Source organism: Massilia sp. CCM 8734 (genome assembly GCF_011682155.1).
Lineage (GTDB): Bacteria > Pseudomonadota > Gammaproteobacteria > Burkholderiales > Burkholderiaceae_D > Telluria_A > Telluria_A rubra.
In genome coordinates, this window is sequence record NZ_WHJI01000012.1 from 169,409 (window position 1) to 190,645 (window position 21,237).

The 21,237-nt window shown below is 66.6% G+C and carries 14 protein-coding genes and 1 pseudogene; 11 read left to right on the forward strand and 4 right to left on the reverse strand.

The window, feature by feature from the left end:
* Positions 1–4,413, reverse strand: a complete 4,413-nt coding sequence (locus F2P46_RS13795) for a translocation/assembly module TamB domain-containing protein (RefSeq protein WP_166890288.1) — start codon at positions 4,411–4,413, stop codon at positions 1–3.
* A complete protein-coding gene (locus F2P46_RS13800; RefSeq protein WP_306667692.1) occupies positions 4,413–6,257 on the reverse strand; it encodes an autotransporter assembly complex family protein in 1,845 nt (614 codons plus the stop codon). The genes F2P46_RS13795 and F2P46_RS13800 overlap by 1 nt, the downstream gene beginning before the upstream one ends.
* Before the next feature lie 141 nt (positions 6,258–6,398).
* On the opposite strand from F2P46_RS13800, the gene queC reads away from it, so the two are divergent.
* The 6 genes from queC (at position 6,399) to F2P46_RS13830 (ending at position 15,188) form a co-directional block, all read left to right on the forward strand.
* Complete coding sequence (gene queC / locus F2P46_RS13805; protein ID WP_166890294.1) at positions 6,399–7,103, forward strand: 7-cyano-7-deazaguanine synthase QueC; 705 nt, start codon at positions 6,399–6,401, stop codon at positions 7,101–7,103.
* Complete coding sequence (locus F2P46_RS13810; RefSeq protein WP_166890297.1) at positions 7,100–7,663, forward strand: DUF805 domain-containing protein; 564 nt, start codon at positions 7,100–7,102, stop codon at positions 7,661–7,663. The genes queC and F2P46_RS13810 overlap by 4 nt, the downstream gene beginning before the upstream one ends.
* Positions 7,664–7,840: 177 nt before the next feature.
* Positions 7,841–10,003, forward strand: coding sequence for a CTQ-dependent lysine 6-oxidase LodA (gene lodA, locus F2P46_RS13815; protein ID WP_166890300.1), 2,163 nt, complete (start codon positions 7,841–7,843; stop codon positions 10,001–10,003).
* Positions 9,981–11,141 (forward strand): FAD-dependent monooxygenase, encoded by a 1,161-nt coding sequence (locus tag F2P46_RS13820; protein WP_166890303.1) that lies wholly within the window; start codon positions 9,981–9,983, stop codon positions 11,139–11,141. Before lodA ends, F2P46_RS13820 begins: the two co-directional genes overlap by 23 nt.
* 173 nt (positions 11,142–11,314) lie before the next feature.
* Positions 11,315–12,058 carry a metallophosphoesterase gene (locus F2P46_RS13825; RefSeq protein ID WP_166890306.1) on the forward strand — a complete coding sequence of 248 codons (744 nt, stop codon included), beginning with the start codon at positions 11,315–11,317 and terminating at the stop codon, positions 12,056–12,058.
* 85 nt (positions 12,059–12,143) lie between these two features.
* Positions 12,144–15,188: a diguanylate cyclase gene (locus tag F2P46_RS13830; RefSeq protein ID WP_166890309.1), complete on the forward strand. Its 3,045-nt coding sequence runs from the start codon at positions 12,144–12,146 to the stop codon at positions 15,186–15,188.
* A 17-nt stretch (positions 15,189–15,205) separates the two neighbouring features.
* Here F2P46_RS13830 and F2P46_RS13835 read toward each other — a convergent pair whose 3' ends face one another.
* On the reverse strand, positions 15,206–15,592 hold the full coding sequence (locus tag F2P46_RS13835; protein WP_166890313.1) for a hypothetical protein: 387 nt from the start codon (positions 15,590–15,592) through the stop codon (positions 15,206–15,208).
* A gap of 220 nt (positions 15,593–15,812) precedes the next feature.
* Between F2P46_RS13835 and F2P46_RS13840 the strand changes: the two genes are divergently transcribed.
* From F2P46_RS13840 to F2P46_RS13850, 3 genes and pseudogenes are all read left to right on the forward strand, one after another.
* Positions 15,813–16,058 carry a hypothetical protein gene (locus F2P46_RS13840; protein ID WP_166890316.1) on the forward strand — a complete coding sequence of 82 codons (246 nt, stop codon included), beginning with the start codon at positions 15,813–15,815 and terminating at the stop codon, positions 16,056–16,058.
* A gap of 485 nt (positions 16,059–16,543) precedes the next feature.
* Positions 16,544–16,876 (forward strand): annotated as a pseudogene (locus tag F2P46_RS13845) (BPSL0067 family protein); the annotation flags it as partial.
* A 2-nt stretch (positions 16,877–16,878) separates the two neighbouring features.
* Positions 16,879–17,316 (forward strand): STY0301 family protein, encoded by a 438-nt coding sequence (locus F2P46_RS13850; RefSeq protein ID WP_166890320.1) that lies wholly within the window; start codon positions 16,879–16,881, stop codon positions 17,314–17,316.
* 152 nt (positions 17,317–17,468) lie between these two features.
* Here F2P46_RS13850 and F2P46_RS13855 read toward each other — a convergent pair whose 3' ends face one another.
* Positions 17,469–18,512, reverse strand: a complete 1,044-nt coding sequence (locus F2P46_RS13855; protein WP_166890323.1) for a choice-of-anchor A family protein — start codon at positions 18,510–18,512, stop codon at positions 17,469–17,471.
* A 223-nt stretch (positions 18,513–18,735) separates the two neighbouring features.
* Between F2P46_RS13855 and F2P46_RS13860 the strand changes: the two genes are divergently transcribed.
* A complete protein-coding gene (locus tag F2P46_RS13860; RefSeq protein WP_166890326.1) occupies positions 18,736–19,236 on the forward strand; it encodes a hypothetical protein in 501 nt (166 codons plus the stop codon).
* 40 nt (positions 19,237–19,276) lie between these two features.
* Entirely contained in the window at positions 19,277–21,214 is a 1,938-nt protein-coding gene (locus tag F2P46_RS13865; RefSeq protein ID WP_166890329.1) for a GAF domain-containing sensor histidine kinase, read from the forward strand.
* The last annotated feature ends 23 nt before the right edge of the window (positions 21,215–21,237 follow it).

Genomic DNA, 21,237 nt, shown 5'->3' on the forward strand with positions numbered 1-21,237 from the left:
CTAGTCGAAGGCCCACGAATAGAGCACGTCGAGCGCGGTGTTGGTCCCGGTCTGGAACTGCAGGGTGATGCGCGGATTGAGCTTGTAGCGAATCTTCACCAGGCTCGATGCGGTCGTCGCGCCCTGCTCGAAACTGAGGTAGGCGCGCGACGAAATGCGCTTGCCGACCGTGACCACGGTGCTTTCGAGCCCCTTGGCCTGCGACAGTCCCAGTTCATCGACGCCGAGCGAATTGGCCAGGCGCGACTGGAACCCGCCGCCGCTGCCCGAGCCGCCCAGCAGGGCGCCGGCGGCGGCGCTGAGCAGGCCCGCTTCGTTGCCCGACGTCGCTTCCATCCCATGCCCCAGCACCAGCCATGACAGTTTTTCGCTGTCCGGCACCGACGGCGTCGACACCAGCTTGGCCACTGGCGAGAGGGCCGAGCCGCGCACTTCGACGCCCGCTTCCACATTGGTCTCGGAGAGCTGCTCGCTTTCGGGGCGGCGGCGCACCGCGCGGATGTTCAGGGCCGGATTGTCGGCCGGGCCGCTGAAGGTCAGCACGCCGCGTTCGATATCGAGGTTCTGTCCATACGCCCGGTACGTGCCGCTGGTCACGCGGATCGAGCCGTTGGCGCGCGGCGGCCGCCCGCCGGTGGTGCGCACCCGCAGCGAGCCGGCCAGTTCGGCATCGATGCCCATGCCGCGCAGGCGGAAGGCGTCGCCCAGGTCCGCTTCCACATCCATCGTCAGCGGCATGCTTGGCTCGGCCTTGACCGCCGGCGTGCCCACGCCGGCCCGTCCCAACACGATCACGTCGTCCGACAGGGTAGGGCGGCCCTGCGGCGCCAGTTCGATCAGCGCGCGGTCGGCCTTGAATTTGCCTTCCAGCGAGAAGCGCTTGGCGTCGCGGATCAGGGTGCTCTGGCCGCTGACGATCACGGTGCGGTCGGGGCGCGACAGGATTTCGAGCTTGTCGGCCACCAGTTTCAACTGCATGGTCGCTTCGCCGCCGGCAAAGCGCACCGCGCCGTCGGCCACCGCCGTGCCTTGCACGCCATCGAAACTGAGGCGTTGCAGCAGCAGCTGGTCGCCGGTGAGCTGGGCGCGCAACTGGCCGTTACCGAGCTTGACGCCCTGTTCGGCCCAGCGCAGCGCCAGTTTGTCGCCGTTGACGTTGCCGTTCAGGGTCGGCGTGCCGACCGTGCCGCCGCCGGTGAGCGCCAGTTTGAGCGCGCCGTCCAGTTCCAGCCCCGGTTGCCCGGTAAAGGGCGCCAGCCACGCGATCGACACCATGTCGGCGTTGGCCGTCATTTTCAGGGGGCTGGCGTTGCCCAGGCGGCCTTCGAGCATTTGCGCGGTGGCGTCGACATTGGCCTGGCCGATGCGGGTGCCGTCGACCTTGGCCTGCATGCGCAGCGCGCCGCTCGTGATGTCGGCGCGCAGGTCGAGCGTGCGCAGTCCCAGCACCACCGGCACATCGGCGCCGGCGATCGCATCGCCGCTTTCGCGGAACACGTGCAGCATGCCGTTCAGGGCCGGCGTGGCGCCATTTGGCGCCTGCATGTCGAGCGCCCAGTCGGCGCCGAGCAGCAGGTTGCCGCTGATGGCGTCGCGCATGCCGGGCGAGAATTGCGCCAGGTAGGTCAGCGGCACGCCGGCCGCCGCGCCCTTGCTGGTCCAGTGCGGGCCGTTCTTGTCGAGCGACTGCACGCTCACGCTGCCGTTGGGGAGCTTGATCACCGCGTTGCTCATGCTGATCTGCTGCGGCCTGGCCAGGCCGGCCACGCCCTCGCCGGGAGCGACCGCGATGCGCAGCGGAACCGGCGCCTGCAGCGCGAACGCGTAGCGTCCCTTGTTCTGCAGCGCCGCCACGGTGCCGGTCCAGGCGCTGTTGGCCCAGCCGCCGCGGATCTCGCCGGCGGCATCAAAACTTTCGCTGCGCGCGTCCAGGCGCAGCGCGTGGGCGCCGCGCGTGCCGCTCGTTTGCAGGTGCGCGCTGTCGATGCGGGTGTCGCCGCTGACGTACTCGGTAATCGCAATGTCGCTCACCAGCGGATCGTCCGGCCCGCGCCCGCTGCCAAGATTGGCGCTCGCGCGCAGGGTCTTGACCTGGTGCTTGCCGAGCACCTTGAGGTTCTGGCCTTCCAGCGCGGCGCTGACGGCCGGCGCGGCCATCGTGCCCGAGACAGTGCCCGCGCCTTTGAGCACGCCGCCGTAGTCGGGGCCGAGTGCGGCCAGTTGCGGCGCGTCGATGCGCCAGTCAAGCTTGTCGGACGCGGCGCCGAAGCTGCCCTTGGCGGCCACGATGTTCGGCCCCACGTGCAGGTCGACGTCGGCGTTCGAGACGTGTTTTGCGTCGGCCGCCACCTTGGCGTGGCCCCAGAACGGCGAGTTGGCCAGGGTCGATGGCTGCAAGGCCAGATCCAGGTTGCCGCGCCAGTCGGGGCCGGAGCGACCGGTGACATCAAAACTGCCGTTGATGCTGCCCGCCAGGGGCGAACCGAAAGCGGCCGGATTGAAGCGCTGCGCCGTGCCGGCCGCCTTGAGGTCGACCGCGCCTGCAGTTGCTCCCGACCCTAGCCATGCTTCGCCGGTCGCGTGCAGCAGGCTGTTATTGGCCTTGCGCGCCGCCGCCACCCAGCCAAGGCTGGTGGCGTCGACTTCAAACGTGGTGCGCGGCGCGGCCATGGTGCCGGTGACGACGCCGTTGGCCGCCAGCGCACCGTACAAATCGCTGCGCGCGGCCGCCAGGTCGGTGGCGTTGACCTTCCAGGTGAGTTTTTCGCCCGCTGCGCCGAACGAGCCGGCCAGTTCCGCCGTGTTCTTGCCCAGTGCGAGCGTGGCGGCCACGCCGCTGATGTGGGTGGCGTCGGCATTGAGCTTGCCTTTGCCCGACAGCGGCTGGTCGAACAGGCGGCTTGGCCGCAGCGCAAAATCGGCCGCCACTTTCCACGCCGGCGACAAAGCACCGGCGGCGTTGATGTCGGCGTTGATGTCCGCTTTCGGCAAGTCGCCGAAGGCGGACGGATCGAACTTGACGGCGCTGGCGGCGAGCTTGAATTCGCGCTTGCCACCGAGGTTGGCGCTGCCGTTCACATTCACGCTGCTGGCGCCGGCGGCCAGGCGCGCCTGCTCTACCCTCAGCACGTTGTCGGCCAGGGTGGCTTTCGCTTCCAGGCGCATGCCCGCTTCCACCAGCCTGGTGGTGAAGGTCTGGGTGCTGCCCTCGTTGGCGACGGTGATGTCGCCGGCGATCCTGGTCGACTTCATGCGGCTGTGCAGGCGCTTGATGTCGATGCCGTCGGTGTGCAGCGCAAAGCCGGCCGTGCCGATTCCCTTGTCGGCCGCGGTGCGCGCCACCGTGCCGCTGCCGGTGAATTTGCCGGCCTCGCCCAGGTCGATCAATACCGCGCCGATCTCCAGCGCCGACAGATTGCCTTTGAGTTCACCGCGCATGGCGCGCAGCGGCAGCCGTTGCAGGTCGATCGGGCCGGTCGCGCCGGCGTTGTCGATCGCCACGCTGCCGGCGATGTTGCGGTTCGCTTCGATGCGCGCCGTGATCGCCAGCGACAGGTCGGCCTTCGGCAGTTCGGGATTGAAAAAGCCCGGGTCGATATTCTTGCCATGGATGGTCAGGGCCCGCAACGGAATCGCATCGAACGGCGCCAGCGTGAATTTGGCGTCGCCGCTGGCCTTGCCCGATACCGCCGTGGCGTCGAGTTGCGTCGTCACCAGGTCGCCGCCCACGCCCAGCTTGATCTGCGCCGGCTGCTGGCCGGCGGGGACCACGAGCTGGGTCAGGCTGGCGGTGCCGGCCAGCTTGAACGGATGGTTGGCGCCGATGCTGGCGTCGGCCATGGCCTTGCCCCACGGAGTGACGGCGCTGGCGCGGCGCAGCGCCCATTGCGTCGGGTCGCCCAGGAGGTCGAAACGCACGTCGGTGATCACCGTTTCGGTGCCCGGCGCGGCGGCGTTGGTCATGATGACTTTGGCCAGGCGCGCGTCGTCCACTTCCAGCTTGAACGGAGGGGCCAGCTTGGTCGGCATCTTGGCCGGTTCGCCTTCGCGCAGGGTATCCATGCGCAAGGTGGCCACGTGCAGCTTGTTGATCGCCACGCCGCGACTGAGGTACTGGAAGGGCGACCAGTCGATGTTGATGTTTTCGGCGGTGATGACTTGTTCGGGCGTGCGGTAGACGACTTTACCGACGTGCATGGCGCCATACAGCGAGCCGTTCACGCCGGTGACGACGATGCTGCCGCCGCTGGCGTTGGCGACGCGCTGGACCAGCATTTGCAGGGTGGTTTCGCGTCCCAGGTACCAGTAGGCGCCGCCCAGCAGGGCGCCGGTGACGACCACGCCGACGGCGACGCGGCGCGGCCAGCGGCGCTGGCGGACCGGCGGGGTAGTAGGGGTGTCGGCGGTAGTCATCAGAATGTAAAGCCCAGTGAGAAGTGCAGGCGCGCTTTTTTGAGCGCTTGTCCGTATGCGAGATCGACGTTGATCGGGCCGACCGGGCTGCGCCAGCGCGCGCCCAGCCCATAGCCCGATTCCGGTTTCAGGTCCTTGAATTTGTCGGCGGCGTTGCCGGCGTCGTAGAAGAAGGCCACGCCCCAGGGCGGCTTGAACCAGTATTGGTATTCCACGCTGCCGGTGAGCAGATAGCGCCCGCCGACGATGGCGTCGCCTTCGCGCACGCCCAGTTCCTGGTAGCCGTAGCCGCGCACCGACTGGTCGCCGCCGGCGCGGAACAGGAAGGTCGACGGCACGCCGGCCTTGTCGCGCGAGGCCAGTACGCCGGCTTCGCCGCGCACGATCAGGTTGCTCGACGGCCCGAGCGGACGGTATTGGACGAAGCGGGTGCTGGCGCGCAGAAAGCGTTCGTCGGTCAGCACCGGCAGCACCGCGCCGCCGAACTGCGCGTTGAGCACATAGCCGCGCGTCGGCAGCACCAGGTTGTCGAGCGCGCGCTTGGTCCAGCTGAAGGTGAGCGGCACGCTCTGGCTGCGGCGCGTTTCCACGCCTTCGACCATGCGCCGCTCGCTCAGGTACTCGAGCGTCAGGCTGCGTTCGAGCAGCGGCGTGCCCCAGGCGCGGCGGCCGGCCACGGTGGCCACGTTGGTCACTTCGCCGCGCAGGTCGTTGCGCTCGAAACCGGCGCCGAAGCTGTCGTTATAGCCTTTTTCGGTGGTCGGAAAGTAAAAATCGGCGCGCGCGGTCTGGCGCTTTTGCTCCATGATCAGGTTGCTTTTCATGCGCAGGCCGAACACGTCCAGGTCGGCGTAATTGAGCTGGGCGCGCGCGCCGGTATTGGTCGAATAACCGAGACCGACATCGACATTCTTTTGCTTGTTTTCGGTCACGCGCACCAGCACTGGCAGGATCGCCGGGTTGGCCACCGGCGGGCGCGGGATGTCCTTCTGGTCGTCGGTCATGGCGTCGATGTCTTCCGACAGCGCGGCCGACATGTCGGCGCTCACTTCCACGGTGCTGAAATAGCCGGTGTCCTGCAGGCGCGCCTGGTAGGCTTGCAGGGCCGCTTCGTTGTATTCCTGGCCGGGGCGGATGCGATTGAGGTTGCTTACGATGGTGCGCGAATAGCGCTTCAGGCCTTCGACCCGCAGTTCGCCGAAGCGCGCTTCGGGGCCGCTGTCGAGCACCACCTTGAGCAGGGCGCGGCGCACGTCGGGGTCGACGATGGCGCTCGATTCGACCAGCTGGGCGCGCGGATAGCGCGCCATCATCACCTGGCGCAGCAGGTTGCGCTTGGCGCCTTCCCAGTCGGCCTGGCGAAAGCGCTGCCCGACCGGCAGGCCCCAGCGGCTGCGCAGGTCGGCCGCGTTGTACGGTTTGGCGTCCGGGCCGACCGGCTCGAAGCCCTTGAGCACCAGTTCGACGTCGCCCACCAGTACCGGCAGGCCCGGGTCGACCGTGATGCGCGCGACCGGTTTGGCGCCGCTGGTGTCCAGGCCCGCGCTGACTTTGGGCGAATAGTAGCCTTCGGTGGCGATCAGGGTCTTGGCTTGCTCGGGCACGGCCTTGACCAGGCGCTGCAACTGGTCGAGGTCGAGGCGGGGGTTGCCCTGCCAGCGCACCAGGTCCAGGTTTTCTTCGAGCAGGTCGTCGAGCGGGCCGGGGGCATCCACCTTGACCGAGTAGTCGATGCCGCGCGCCGGGGCTGGCTGCACGGCTGGCTGTGACGGCGCTTCGGTCTCCTGCGCCAGCGTCAATGCCGGCGGCGCCGCCAGGCACACGGTCACGGCGATCTGTGCCAAAATTCGTCGCTGACGCGGCGTCCGGGCTGTTGTTTTGTCTGGTGTTGCGGGAAACATGTCGCTCCAATGGGAAAATGCTCCGGGCATCTTACCGGATCGGCTGCAATGATGGCGAACGTCTAATGATCTGGAAAATACAATATGCAACAAGCTGATACCGCACTGGTGTTGTTTAGCGGTGGACAAGACTCCGCCACCTGCCTGGCCTGGGCTTTGGCGCGCTATGCGCGCGTGGAAACCATCGGTTTCGACTACGGCCAGCGCCACGCCATCGAACTGACTGTGCGCCCGACGGTGCTGGGCAAGATGCGCGCGTTGAAGCCCGACTGGGATGCGCGCCTGGGCGAAGATCACATGGTCGACCTGTCCGTGATCAGCAAGATTTCGGATACCGCCATGACCAGCAACGTGGCCATCGAAATGCAGGCCAACGGGCTGCCGAACACCTTTGTGCCGGGGCGCAACCTGCTGTTCATGACCGTGGCGGCCACCGTGGCCTACCGGCGTGGCTTGAATGTGCTGGTCGGCGGCATGTGCGAGACCGATTTTTCGGGCTATCCGGACTGCCGCGACGACACCATGAAGGCGCTCCAGGTGGCCCTGAACCTGGGCATGGCCACGCGCCTTAAGCTCGAAACGCCGCTGATGTGGATCGACAAGAAGCAGACCTGGCAACTGGCGCACGACGCCGGCGGCGCGGCGCTGGTCGACCTGATCCGGGAAGACACCCATACCTGCTACCTGGGCGAGCGCGGCGCGCTGCATGCCTGGGGTTACGGCTGCGGCAGCTGCCCGGCCTGCGCCCTGCGCGCGCGCGGTTACCTGCAGTACGCCGGCGGCGCTTGAACGACGCCGGCGGCGACGCCGGCGCCGCGCCGGCCTGCTATCGGCCGCTCCCGTTCCAGTTGCGCGGGCGGATCGGTCGCGTGCGCTTTCTCGCCTATGCGCTCGCCCCGGCCGTTCCTTTCGTTCTGGTGGGGCCCTGGCTGATCTACGGCTGGCCCGGTGGCGTTGCCGCGCGCCTGCTGTTCCTGTTGCCGCTGGCGATCCTCGGGTCGCGCCGCTTGCGCGATATCGGCCTGCCGTGGTGGCTGGCCGCGCTGCTGTTCGCGCCCCTGGCCGGCGCCTCGGCCTGGCTGTACGTGGCGCTGTTTGCCTTGTTGGCCGTCATTCCGGGCAATAAGCTGCCGAACCGCGATGGCGCACCGCCGTGTCCGCATTCCGATTCCCTGGCGGCGTTGGCCTGCCTGTGGGTGCTGCCACCCCTGGTCGCGATCGCAGCCGTGCTCACGCTGGCGCCGAAGCCCCAGATGCCGGCTGGCGGCGTTTCTTCCGTGCCCGCACAGCACACCCAGCTATTCATTTTGCATGACAATTTATTAATATTTTTGTTGTCCAAACGATGAGCGCGTAGTACATTCAAGACAGCTCCAACTCCCCCGATAGCGCACGCTGGCGGGTCCGGCCAGCCGGACCCGGTGGACCACCGCGCCCCCGGTTTTGTCACTGCCTGCGCAGTGGTTTTAGTCTTTCCGCTGTTGACTCACATGGTTCGTCCATCCATCAATCAGGAGACTCGATACATGCCATCCCCCGTCAGTTACCGTATTCACCCGTCGATCGGCGTCGGCCGCGTCGGCAACAGCCTCGATGCGTATTACCTTGCACCGGACAGCATCGGCGGCCTGCCGATCGAAGCGGACACCGATGGCGATCCCGTTCGCGACAATGGCGTCCCCCGGCGCGTGACCCAGTTCAAGGACGCCAAGGGCTTGATCAAGCGCCAGGCGGCCACCTTCAGCATCTGGCAGTCCAACCCGGACGGGCTGGGCGAGATCGAGCTGGACCTGACCGGCGACCTGGTCGAATCGGTGGTCTGGTCGGTGCATGTGGCAAACAAAAAGGCGGCGTGGTGGGATTTCACGCCCCTGCTGGGCGACCTGATGTTCGGCCAGTACAACAGTTACGAGACCTGGCAGGAGCCGCCCGAAGCCTGGAATGTGGCCGGCCCGGTGACCGGCTATCGCAACCCCGACGTGGTCGGCGACGACGCGCGCAAGAAGCTGATCATCGATCCGGGCCCGCGCAGCGTGCGCGGGCCGCGTGCGGCGCCGGTGGAATTTACGGCGGACACGGTGCCGCCCGAGTACAAGCACGCCTCCTTCCCCCCGCCCAATCCGAGCCAGGGCTTGCCGGTCAAGTCGCTCGGCGAAATCCGCACCGATTCGCGCGCCAATCTGCTGGTGCTGGGCGGCTTCGGCCACGCGGGCGGCAACGAGAGCATTACCGGTTTCGGCGGCGGCAACACCTGGAACGACGATATCGCCGACGGCCCGGTGACGGCCACCATCACCTTCAAGGACCAGAGCGTGGTCACGCTGTCGGCCTGGGTGGTGATCGGCTCGCCCAAGTTCGCACCGCAGCTGGTCAATGTGTCGACCTGGGACGACGTGGCGCTCGACTGCGCGCTCAAGTACCAGGGCGCGCGGCCCGACGTCTACAACCTGGGCGCGTGGCCGGAGACGGACGGCTGGAATCCGCAGTACCAGGTCAACTACTGGGAAGACATCAAGCCTTTTCTCAACCGGATGGCCGACTACCAGTGGGTGGCGACGGTGCCATCGATGACGGCCTTCATCAACCCGCCTTTTGACCCCAACGATACCAGCGAACGGGCCGGCGAGCAGCGCGCGCAGTTCCTCAGTTACTTCCGCAATCCGCCGGCGCGGCGCGGCGCCACCCTGGAGCAGCCGGCCGGCTTTGTCGGCACCGAAAACCAGCAATTGTTCAGCAGCGGCTTGCAGGAAACGAGCGGCATTCCGCTGGTGCCGATGAATTCGGGCTCGAATTCGGTGCGCAACAATGTGATCGACAAGTTTTCGGTGCTGACCGATACCCAGTATTTCCTGCTCAAGCAATGGGCGGCGGGCCAGTTCTCGCCGACCGCGCCGGCCTTGCGCATTCCGAATGTGCATCCGCTGGACCAGGCCGGGATCGGCAATTGCGTGGGCGAGCCGATGTGCCCGGGTATCGAAGTGACCTGGTCGGTGCGCAACCCGACCGTGTACGCGGCGCCGTACGAGATCCGGCACCGCCACGACGCGGCGTATTACAACGAATTTGGCCTGTCATGGTCGGCCGACGAAACCGCCCCGGTCGACTGGAGCGCGCCGACCGTGGGCGCCGGTTGCGAGCCGGGCGACCTGACCAAGCGCATGGCCATTCCGTGGCAGGCCGACTTCTTCGATTGCTCGGTCCAGTTCATCAATTTCGATAATCCGGCGCAGGTCAAGGATCCGGCCACGATGATTCCGGCGCCGCCGACCTATTATTCCTACTGGTGGCCGCCGCAAAGCCCGTGGAACGTGATCGCCGGCGGCTACACCGCCGAGGAGCAGAAGGTGACCGGGGTGCCGGCCGGGATGCAGGTGATGTACAGCCGCGGCGTGAACAGCTTCACGCAGATGATCACCGCGTGGAAGTACCTGGGCTTCGTGGCCAACCAGAACCACGACCCGGCGTCCGGGCGCCAGTATCCGTATTTTGCCGAGCAGGAGCGCAACCACCGCCAGTTCCACATGGCCAGCGTGGCGGTCGGCAATGTGAGCAGCTTCGTCACCAGCGACGATTCGACCTTCTATCCGGCCTGGTTCCTCAAGGATGAAGATCCCGAACCGCAGACCCGCCAGGGCGACAAGCCGCGCAAGATATTGACGTTGTCGCATGGCCGCACCAGCCGCCGCTGACCATGGCGGCGCGCGCGCCGGGGACGATGAGGTCGACGTCGTCATCCTCGGCGCCGGGCCGGCCGGCGCCGCCGCGGCGATCACCCTGTGCCGCCATACGCGGCTGCGGGTGGCGCTGGTCGAGCGGCGCCTGTTCGATCCCTTCCGTCCCGGCGAGACCGTCTCGCCGGCCGTGTTTCCTTTGATGGAATACCTGGGCATCGCGCGCGCCGGCTTCGAGGAGCGCCATCTGCAATCGTACGCGCACGCCGCCGCCTGGGGTGGCGACGAGCTGGTGGTGCGCGATTTCCTGTTCAACGGCCAGGGCAGCGGCCTGCACCTGGACCGCCTGGCGTTCGACAGCATGCTGCTCGAACAGGCCGGCCAGCTCGGCGCGCAGATCGTGCAACCGGCCGAGCTGCTGGGGATCACCGGGGGCGCGCGCTGGGCCGTCGCGCTGCGCCAGGGCGAGCGCCAGCGCACCCTGGGCGCCGCCTACATCATCGATTGCAGCGGGCGCAGCAGCGTGATGGTGCGCCAGCAGCAGTGCCCGGTGCTGCAAACCGACCGCATGGTGGGGGTGTACGCCTACTACGCAGCCGGGCCGGCCGACGGGGGCGAGCGGATGCAGCGCACCCTGGTCGAAACCACCGAACAGGGCTGGTTCTACCTGGCCCCGTTGCCGGGCGCTCGCACGGCGCTCGCCTTCATGACCGACGCCGACACCTTGCGTACGCTCGACTTGCTCGATCCGGACACCTGGCGGCGCCACGCGCTGGCCAGCCGGCATATCGGCGCGTTGGTGCCGGACTTGCCGGCGCCGCAAGCGTTCCGCCAGTATCCGGTCCACAGCCGGGTGGCGCGCCTGCCGGCCAACGCCGCCTGGACCGCAGCCGGTGACGCGGCCGCCAGCTTCGACCCGGTCTCGTCGCTCGGCATCGGGCATGCGCTCAGTTCCGGCATCCACGCCGCCCGGGTGGCGCAGGCGTACGTGGAGCAGGGCGGCGGACTGGGGGAGGGCTACCGCCAGTCGCTGCTCGCGCACTTCCAGTCGTATGCGGCCACCCGGCGCGCTTTGTACGCCAACGAGCAGCGCTGGCCGGGGGCTGGGTTCTGGCAACGGCGCCTGGCGCAGGAGGGCCAGCGCGCAGTCGCTTGAAGCGCCATCGTGGTCCGCGCGGGCGGCGGCGGCGGCCCGCGCGGCCAATTCCCCCTTTTCCCTCCACGAACACGCCGCCTGGCAACACTTCCCACGCTATAATCAAGTTGAACACCAGTCATTGATTCCAAAATAGCATTCTTAACTGCGCGCCAAGCGACGCCGTCCCCACCATGCGCCTTGCCCTGCTGACCGACCTGCACGCCAACCGCGAGGCATTTGCCGCCTGCCTGGCGCATGCGCACGCCCACAAGGCCGACCAGTTTGCGTTTACCGGCGACTTCGTGGGCTACGGCGCCGATCCGGCCTGGGTGGTGCAGACCGTGATGGACTACGTGGCGCGCGGGGCGCTGGCGGTGCAGGGCAACCACGACTTTTCGGTGACCCACGAAACGCGTCCGCAAATGCACTTCGAAGCGCGCGAAGTGATCGAGTGGACCCGCGGCCAGCTCAACACCGGGCAGATGGCCTTTCTTTCAGCCTTGCCGCTGAGCATGGAACTGGAGCGCATGCTGTTCGTCCACGCCAGCGCCCACGATCCGGTCAAATGGGAATACGTGACCGGGCTCGAGCCGGCCGAGCGCAGCCTGCGCGCGGCCAAGAAGCGCATGGTGTTTTCGGGCCATGTACACACCCCGGCCCTGTACCGGCGCGCCGACGACGGCCGCATGGGCTCGCACGTGCCGGTGCCGGGCACCCGCATCGCCATCGCCCCCCAGCACCAGTACCTGGTGATCCCGGGCGCGGTGGGGCAGCCGCGCGACGGCAACAGCGCCGCCTGCTACGCCATGTACGACGACAGCGCGCGCGAGCTGGTGTATTACCGCATTCCCTACGACAACGGCGCCGCCGCGCGCCGCGTGATCGCCGCCGGACTGCCGATCGTGTTCGCGATGCGGCTAATCGAGGGCATTTGACAACAGTCATATTGCAACGCCAGGGTTGCTAACGTACTATCAGTTGGCAAGAGGCCCGCTGCGGGCCGCACCCACGATCGCTTCCATGGACCCTGCCGTTTCCTCCCCGGCCGTACCGGCTCCGCCCGCAAGAACGCGCCGCTGCGCGTGGCTGGGCGCCGGCGCGCTGGCCACGCTGGTGATGGCGCTGTGCCTGGTGCTGACCTGGCAGCTGTGGGATGCGGCGCGGCGCGACGCCGAGCGCGACCTGCGCACCGATTTCGAATTCGCCGCGCGCGACGTGGTCAACCAGCTGGCGCTGCGCATGGCGGCCCATATCCAGTCGCTGCGCGGGGTGCAGGGGCTGTTCAACAGTTCCGACGACGTCACGCGCCAGGAATTTGCCGATTTCGTGCGTGCCCAGCATGTCGACGCCGAGTATCCCGGCATGAAGGCGATCGGCTACATCGCGGCCCTGACTGACGCCAGGCGCGCCGCCCACCTGGCGCGGGTGCGCGCGGGCGGTTTTCCCGATTACGCGATCACGCCGCCCGGCACGCGCGCCGCGTACGCGCCGCTGCTGTTCCTGGAATCGTTCACCGGCGCCCGCCTGCGCCCGCTCGGGCACGATATGCTGACCGAAGAGCCGCTGCGCCAGATGCTGGAGCAGGCGCGCGACAGCGGCCAGCCCAGCATGTCGGGCAAGACGACGGTGGCGCGCGAACGCGGACGGGCCGCCTCCGACGGCGTGCTCATTGCCCTGCCGGCGTACGTCGGGCGCAAGACGCCGGAGCAGGTCGGCCAGCGGCGCGACCTGGTGCGCGGCTGGATCTACGCCCCCTTCGTCGTGGAAGACCTGATGGCGCACGTGGGCGGCGAGCGCGGGGCCGACCTGCTGGTGACGGTCTACGACGGCAACGAGGTCGCGCCGGCGGCGCTGATGGCGGCCGGCGCCGTCTCCGGGGTGGCGGGCGTGGCGGCGCTGCGCACCGAGCAACGCATCGCCATCGCCGGGCGGCGCTGGACGCTGGTGGTCCAGGCCCGTCCCGGCTTCGGCGACGAACAGCGCAACGATGCCGCGCAACTGGTGCTCACGCTGGGGCTGGCGGTAACGGTGATCCTGTCCATGCTGACCTGGATGCTGGCGCGCAGCAGCGCCATGGCCCGCAGCGCATTGCGCCAGTCGCAGGCGCTCACGGGCGAGCTGAAAGCCGGCCAGCGGCGCCTGGTGGCGCTGGCCGACTCCGCGCAGCGGGCCCAGGCCATGATGCGCAGCATCCTCGACTCGACCTTCGACGCCATTTTGGTCGACAATGGCGACCGCCACATCCTGGCCTCGAACCAGCGCTTCCGCGCGCTGTGGAGCATCCCCGACGAACTCGACCTGGCGGGCGACGACAGCGCCGTGGTGGCGCACCTGCTGACCCAGCTGACCCAGGCCGGCCCATTGCTGTACAGCCGCTCGCTGCAACTGGCGGAGCATGAGGAGCACCGCGAACTGCTGCGCCTGAAAGACGGGCGCTTTATCGAACAGCTGACGCGCCCGGTGCGGCTGGGGCAGGAAGGCGCGCGCCTGTGGTCGTTCCGCGACATCACCGAACGCAAGCAGATCGAACAGCGCGAGCGCGCGCACCGCCACGTGCTCGAACTGCTGGCGCACGGCGCGCCGCTGCAAGCGGTGCTGGGCGCGGTGGTGCTGGGGGTGGAATCGACCAATCCCGGCATGCTGTGCTCGATCCTGCTGCTCGACGCCGAAGGGCGCTTCCTGCACACCGGGGCCGCGCCCAGCCTGCCGGGCTTTTTCAACGCCGCCGTCGATGGCTTGCCGGCCGCTCCCGGCCACGGTTCGTGCGGCAGCGCCGCCGCCAGCGGCCGGCGCGTCATCGTCGAGGATATCCAGACCCATCCCGACTGGGCCGACTATCGCGCCATTGCCGCGCGCGCCCAGTTGGCGTCGAGCTGGTCGGAGCCGATCCGCGGCGCCTCCGGGCGCGTGCTGGGCACCTTTGCGATCTACCACCGCACCCAGCATTACCCGAGCGCGGCGCACGTGGTGCTGATCGAGCAGGCCGCCCAACTGGCCGGCATCGCCCTCGAACAGGCCCAGTCCGCGCAGGCCTTGCGGGTGGGCGAAGAGCGTTTTCGCAGCCTGTACGATCACGCGCCGGTGGCGCTGTGGGAGCAGGACTGGTCGGGCGCGCGCGAGGCCGTGGCGCGCCTGAAGGCGGGCGGCGTGGACGAACTGGGGCCGTGGCTGCGCGCGCGGCCCGGGGAAGCGGCGCGGCTGGCGGCGCTGGTGCGCATCACCGACGTCAACGGCGCCGCGCTGGCGCACGTGGGCGCCGCCGCCAAGGAACCCGGCACGCTGGGGCTGGCGCAGAACTTCGGCAGCCTGGGCGCGCACGCCTTCATCGACGCGCTGGTGGCGCTGACCGGCGGGGCCTTGTTCTACGAGTGCGAGAGCAGCTTCCTGCGGGTCGATGGGGTGGCGCGCCAGCACGAACTGACCTTGCTGGTCATGCCGGGACACGCCCAGTCGCTCGACTTCGTGATCGCCTCGACGGTCGACATCACCGAGCGCAAACGGATCGACGACGAACTGCATGCGCTGGCCAGCACCGATTTCCTGACCGGGCTGCCAAACCGGCGCGTGTTCATGGCGCGCCTGGACGACCAGTTCGCGCGGCTGCAGCGCAGCGTGGACGAATGCGCCTCGGTGCTGATGCTCGACATCGACCACTTCAAGCACGTCAACGACGTGCATGGTCACGCGGTGGGGGATGCGGTGCTGCGCCACATGGCGGGCCTGATGCGTTCCGGCCAGCGCAAGATCGACACCCTGGGCCGGGTCGGCGGCGAAGAATTCGCGGTGCTGCTGCCGGGGGCCACCGGGACGCAAGCGCAGCAGTACGCCGAGCGCCTGCGCCAGAGCGTGGCCGACAGTCCGCTCGACGCCGATGGCCGCAGCATCGCGATCACGGTCAGCATCGGCATTGCCACCATCGAAGCCGGCGACACCAGCCCGGATGCGGCCCTGATCCGCGCCGACAAGGCGTTGTACCGGGCCAAGGCGCAAGGGCGCAACCGTGTGTGCGAGCATGCCGAGGCGGCCGGCATGGCCGCCGTCGAGGCCAGCCTGAGCCGCGCTTAGGGCTGAGGGCTGAGGGCTTAGGGTTTGAGCGCGTCGTGCGCGGCGCGCGCGGCGCGTGGCTGGCGCTCGCGCGCCAAGTACCAGACGATGGCCAGCACGCATGCCAGCGGCAGCAGCAGGGGCGAAGCCAGCAGGCCGACGCAGAGCAGTACCAGCGCCAGGGCGCCCACGGCCAGCACGCCGAGGCCGGCGAACAGCACCGCCAGCAGCAAGCCGACGAACAGCAGGACCAGGGCCGCGACGACCAGGCCGCCGCCGGCGAACAACACGCCGAGCAGGGCGCCGAGCGGGCCGTCGATGTGCTCGCCATCGATGTTGATGGCCATGCCGGACGAGCCGGCCATGGCTTCCCAGGCGACCAGGATGAACAGGAACAGCAACAGCAGGGGAGCGAATTTTTTCATGGCGGTAGCCTCGGTCGGGTTGGCGTGGAGTGTCGCTTGGTACGCTTGCACTGTAGCTGTGCGGGTGGCGCGGCGCCATGCGGATGCGACAGGCTGCACGTTTGACGGGGTGAACGGGGCTGCGCACGGCCTGGGCGCCGGCTTACCGAAAACGCAATTTTTCACCTTGAAAATTCGAATTTATTGCCTATACTGAATTCTCTGACGGATGGAGATGCATATGGAATTTATTCACTATTCAGGGGACCGGTGGGCGCTGGCGGCGGGCGACTTCGTGGCGCGCCAGTTGCGCATCCTGCTCGCCGGTGGCGGTCCCAAAGGGCCGCCGTCGGCGCCGCCGGCGATTCCACCGATTATCATCAATCCTTTCACCTACAACACGCCGGGGCCGGCGATCGATCCGCGCATTCCCCCGCCCGGTCCGCCGTTGCAGCCGCCCGCGCCGCCGCGCCAGCGGTTTGCATAAAAAAAGCCCACCTGTTCCGGTGGGCTTTTTTATGCGTGGCCGAGCGCAAACAATGATTCCACGCTTTCCTGAAGCGGGAGCAAAGACCTTGCCGCCCAAGCGGCTTTGAGGGTTGCTCCAGCTAAAACGCATGGTGGCAATCAATTTAGGAATTAACAATTTGGCATAGTCATTGCTAGGATATAATTAGTTTTTTATAAATATTTTTATAGGGGCCAGCCGATGACCCACTTTTATTCGGGCGTGAAAAAATTGATCGGTAAGCCTTTGTACGGGGACGGCAATTGCGCCCTGATGGTCCAGCACTAGCAGCCTGTCGGACTTGGGGAGTCGAAGCGAAAAAATAGCTGGGCGAGGCCAGATTTTGACGATTTCGCAGTGCCAATAGCGAGCTATTGGCCGAGAAAGCGGCGAAATATGGACCGTCCGAGGTATTTTTGCAGCCGACGATCCCAAGTTCGACAGGCTGCTAGGCCAAACTACCAAACAGCAGCATGTGGCGCGAAGGTGCGCCTGTCCTCAAGCAGGAGAGCATCTGGGCAGGTACTGCCATTGCCACGTTCGAAAATGGTCGGTATGCGAGCCATGCGCACAACAACCACGTCGCTTTTTTCTTAAAATTCGGTGAACGCAACCCGGATGGGACATGGCACAGCTTCTGGATCGTGGAGCAGTTCAAAGGGCATGGTAGCCAGCCAGGGTCAGGGCGTATCGTCCAGCGTGAGATTAAATCGAAAGGAAAGGTGGTGGACACGCAGTTGGGGGAGCGCTGGAAAGACCCTTCAAATAACGCAGATGCATTTTCCCTTATCGAGTGACCATGAAACTGATTCTATCGTTCTGCCTGCTGTTGGCCGCCGTGGACGTCGGCGCCCACGAAATCAAGCCTTGTCTGGAAGAGTTTCCCGTGGAGGCAATCAAACTGTCTTCTTTGCCCGAAGGTTGGATTGGCGTTACGCCAAGCAAATTGCCGTTGGTGTCGGCTGATGCGACAAGCGGGCGACCGCAGCCGGCTGCTGACATCGGGCAGCAGCGAAAGATGCGGAACGGCTACCAAGTCACGTTCGATACCACAAGCACGCGGCCCAGCGAAAAGTGGTTGTCCTGCCGTTATGGTGTTGGCGGCGACTTGACGCTGGCGCAGCGTCTTCCTGATAACACAGAGAGGTGCACCGTCAGTTATTACAAACGACCTGCGTACAACGACTACGATATTTCGGTCGCATGTTATGCGGCGCCGTCCAAGCCTCCGCGCTGATCAGGAGCATCGGCCAATACCAAGGCCGCTTTGACGTGCATAAAAAACGGCACCGGGATTTCTCTCCGGTGCCGTTTTCACGTGCGGCCAAGCTAAATGATGCTTCGTCGCTGTGCTGTCTTCGGTCGTTTGAAGCCCGGTCGCGCCAGGAATCAGACGCCCGGCGAGGACGTTCGCTTGCGCGTGAGGGCGAGCATCAGCGCGCCAGCGGCCAGCAAGGCCCAGGTGCCTGGCTCCGGTACCCGCGACGGGCCGGGGTCGACATTGCCGTCGAACGCTTGCAGGTGCAGTTCGCCATGCTGGTCGAGCGACCTGACGAACACGCCGCCTTCGATATTCTGCTTGTTGGTCAGGCGGGCCGACGGCGCCAAAATGGTGCCGCCGAACTGCGCATTGGTGGTGATGCTGGTGGCGTTCTGGAAATTCCAGATCAGCTTGCTGCCGAGGGTTTGCGCGGAGCCGCCCAGGAAGTTGGCGCCAATGGTCGCGTTGACGTCACTCGCGTTCAGGATCACGGTGGTGGCGTTGCCCAGGTGGAATTCGAATTCGCTGGCCTTGAACACGCCGGCATCGAACAGGTTGAACACCGCGACACCGTTGGCGTTGGCCACGGCGTTGAAGGTGGCCTTGCCATAGCCGTTGAAGGTGACGCTGCTGCCGGTGCCGCTCATCTGGGCCAGGCTGGTCGAGAGCGCACCGAGCTGGGCTGCGAAATCGGTCGAGTGCGCGGCGTCGGCCTTGGCCTGCATGGCGCCATCGCGCGATGGCAGGCGTCCGCCATTCGTATTGCTACCCTTGAGGCTGCCGCCGACCCAGGCCGCCCCGTTCAGGTTGCTGTTGCTGACGTCGCCATAGATCACGGCGCTGCCGGCATTGATGCTCGCGCCGCTCAGGTTGCCGCCAATGACGGCGCCGCCGGCATTGACCTTGACCTCGCCCGCGTTGCCCATCACGGTCAGGCCGGCGTATGTCGAGGCCGGCATGTCGTTCGCGTGCTGCGCATAGTCGCCGCCGGTGACCTTGCCGCCGACCCAGGTGCGGCCATCGACGTGCGATTGCGACTGCATGTCGGCCAGCACCACGGCGTTGAACTCGTGCAAAATTTGCTGGGAGCTGAGCGGCGTGGCTGCGGCTTGCGTGGCGAACACGGTGGCGGCGATGGCGGTAAGAGCGAGGCGGAAGTGACGGGCGATCATGGAATACCTGTGGACTGCGAAGAAAGATGCTGAGTTGCAATATATGCGCGCGCTGATAGTAACGTTATTTCAATGGCAATGCAACTGAAAAGGAGGCATGCGCCGCGCCTGGCTGGCGCGGCGTGCGGCGGGCGCTGTGCTTGCTGTGCCTGGCGCTGTGGAATGCGTGGAATTCGACTATCATTGCCCTTTCGGGCGACGCCCGCACCATGAAGGCGACCCCATGACAGAAGAATTCTCCGACGACATCCCCCAGGACGACGACGCGCCCGTGCAGGAGCCGCGCCTGTGGAAAGGCAATGGCTGGACCGCGCGCGTGATCAAGAACGAGGATGACGAGGGTTGGGCGGTGGCCATGATCAAGGATGGCGAACCGGAGCCGGCGCTGGTTGGCCCGTGGACCATGGGACGCGATAAAAAGAATCCCAAGCCGCTCGACACCAACGCCTTCAACACCCTGGTCAAGACCGCCGCCGAAGTGCTGCGCCGTCACGAACAGCAATTGCACGCCATGCTGCACAAGAACACGGTGGTGTGGCACGAAGGCGCCGACATCAAGGTCACGCTCGACATTGTGCCGGACGACGAACATCCGTACGCGCTGTTGGCCGCCTTCAACGAAGACGGCGAGCAGATCGCCCAGGTGCGCACCTCGGCTGGCTTCAAATTGAGCCCGGCCAGCGCCACAGCCTGGATCGAAAACGACTTTCGCAACCCTGCCTGACCTGCTAGTATTTCCCTGATGCACTATAAAGGGAAATGCGATGGAAAGCCGTCTTGACCGTCTGGAAGCCGTCCAGGCCATGTTGCTGGGCATCGGGCAGATTTCGACGGGGTGTAGCGACATCGCCGAGTTCGTGGGGGCGGTGCATCGGGCGCTGGGCCGCATCATGTATGCGGCCAATTTCTATGTGGCGCTGAGCGATCGCGACGAGGGCACGGTGCGCTTCGTGTATTACGTCGACGAGCGCGACGCCGCCCCCGATCCCGAGGAAAAGCTGCGCCTGGCTTCGCCCGAGCAATCGCCGACCGCCTGGGTGATCCTGAACCGCCGCAATATGGTCATGACCAAGGATGAAAGCGCCAGGCACCAGGTCGACGGCCACGCCTGGGGCCGCGGCACCCGCGCCGAGCAGTGGATGGGCTGCCCCCTGCTCGACCATCAGCACCAGGCGCTGGGCGCCATCGTGCTGCAAAGCTACAGTCCCGCACATACGTACAGCGATGAAGACCAGGCCCTGTTTTCGCTGATCGCCAACCACGTCTCGAATGCGCTGCAGGGCATGCAGAGCGTGGACCGGCTCGAGCGCGCGGTGCAGGAACGCACAGCCCTGCTGGCGCACGAGGTGGCCGAACGGCGGCGCGCGGAAGCGGTGCAGCATGCGCTGTATGAAATCGCCAACCTGTCGGCTTCGGCGGTCGATGCGGAAATGTTGTCGAGCAATCTGCACAACATCATCAGCGAGCTGATCGTCGCCGAAAATTTCTTGATCGCGCTGTATCACCCGGAGACGCGCGAGTTCAGCATTCCGTATTTTGTCGACCAGAAGCACGCCGAGGCGCCGGTCAAGCGCTTCGCGTACGGCGTGGGGATGAGTTCCTACGTGTTGGACAGCAAGCAAGCCTGCCTGCACGACGCGGCCAGCTATGCGCGCCTGGTGGCCGAACGCAGCATGGGCGAGCCGCTGGGCAGCGTCGAGATCGCCAGCTGGATGGGCGCGCCGATGCTGGTGCACGACCAGCCGTACGGGGTGATCATCGTGCAAAGTTACGATCCGGCCATCGTGTACACCGAGGCCGACCTGGAGTTGCTGGCGTTTATGGCCAGCCACGTGGCGGTGGCGATCGCGCGCATGCAGGCCGACCACGGGGTGCGGGTGGCCAAGGAACGCCTGGAGCAGCAGAATTCGGCCTTGAACGCGGCCCTTACGGCCTTGCGGGATGCGCAGACCGAACTGGTGCGCCAGGAAAAACTGGCCTCGCTGGGACGGCTGGTGGCGGGCGTGGCGCACGAGATCAATACGCCGCTGGGCATTTGCGTCACCGCCACCAGCCATCTGGTGCAGGAGTTGAAGCTCACGCGCGAGGAACTGGCGGCGGGCGAGATGACAGAAGACAGCCTGGCGCAGTTCTTCGACATCGTCGACCAGTCGCTGCGGATCATGACCACCAATACCCAGCGCGCGGCGGCGCTGGTGCGCAGCTTCAAGCAGGTGGCGGTGGACCAGTCGTCGGACGATATCCGCAGCTTTAACATGAAGGCGTATCTGGACGAGGTGCTGCTGTCGCTGCAGCCGCGCCTGAAGGGGCGGCCTGTGAAGGTGGAGATCGATTGCCCGGACGATATCACGCTCGACAGTTTCCCCGGGGCGGTGTCGCAGATCGTGACCAACCTGCTGATGAATTCGCTGGTGCACGGGTACACGCGCGAGCAGAGCGGGGTGATCAAGATTGAAGTAAGGCTCGACGGCGGGCAGGTGTGGTTCGATTACCGCGACGATGGGGCGGGGATGGACCAGGAAACCTTGGGGAAACTGTTCGATCCCTTCTTTACGACGCGGCGCGGGCAGGGCGGCAGCGGGCTGGGGGCGCATATCGTGTACAACCTGGTGACCGGGCCGCTGGGCGGGGCGGTGACGGTGGACAGTGCGCCGGGGGAGGGGCTGCATTACCGCTTGCGGTTTCCGCAGAGCCGCAAGTAGGCGGTTTGAGGACGGCCCGGTGA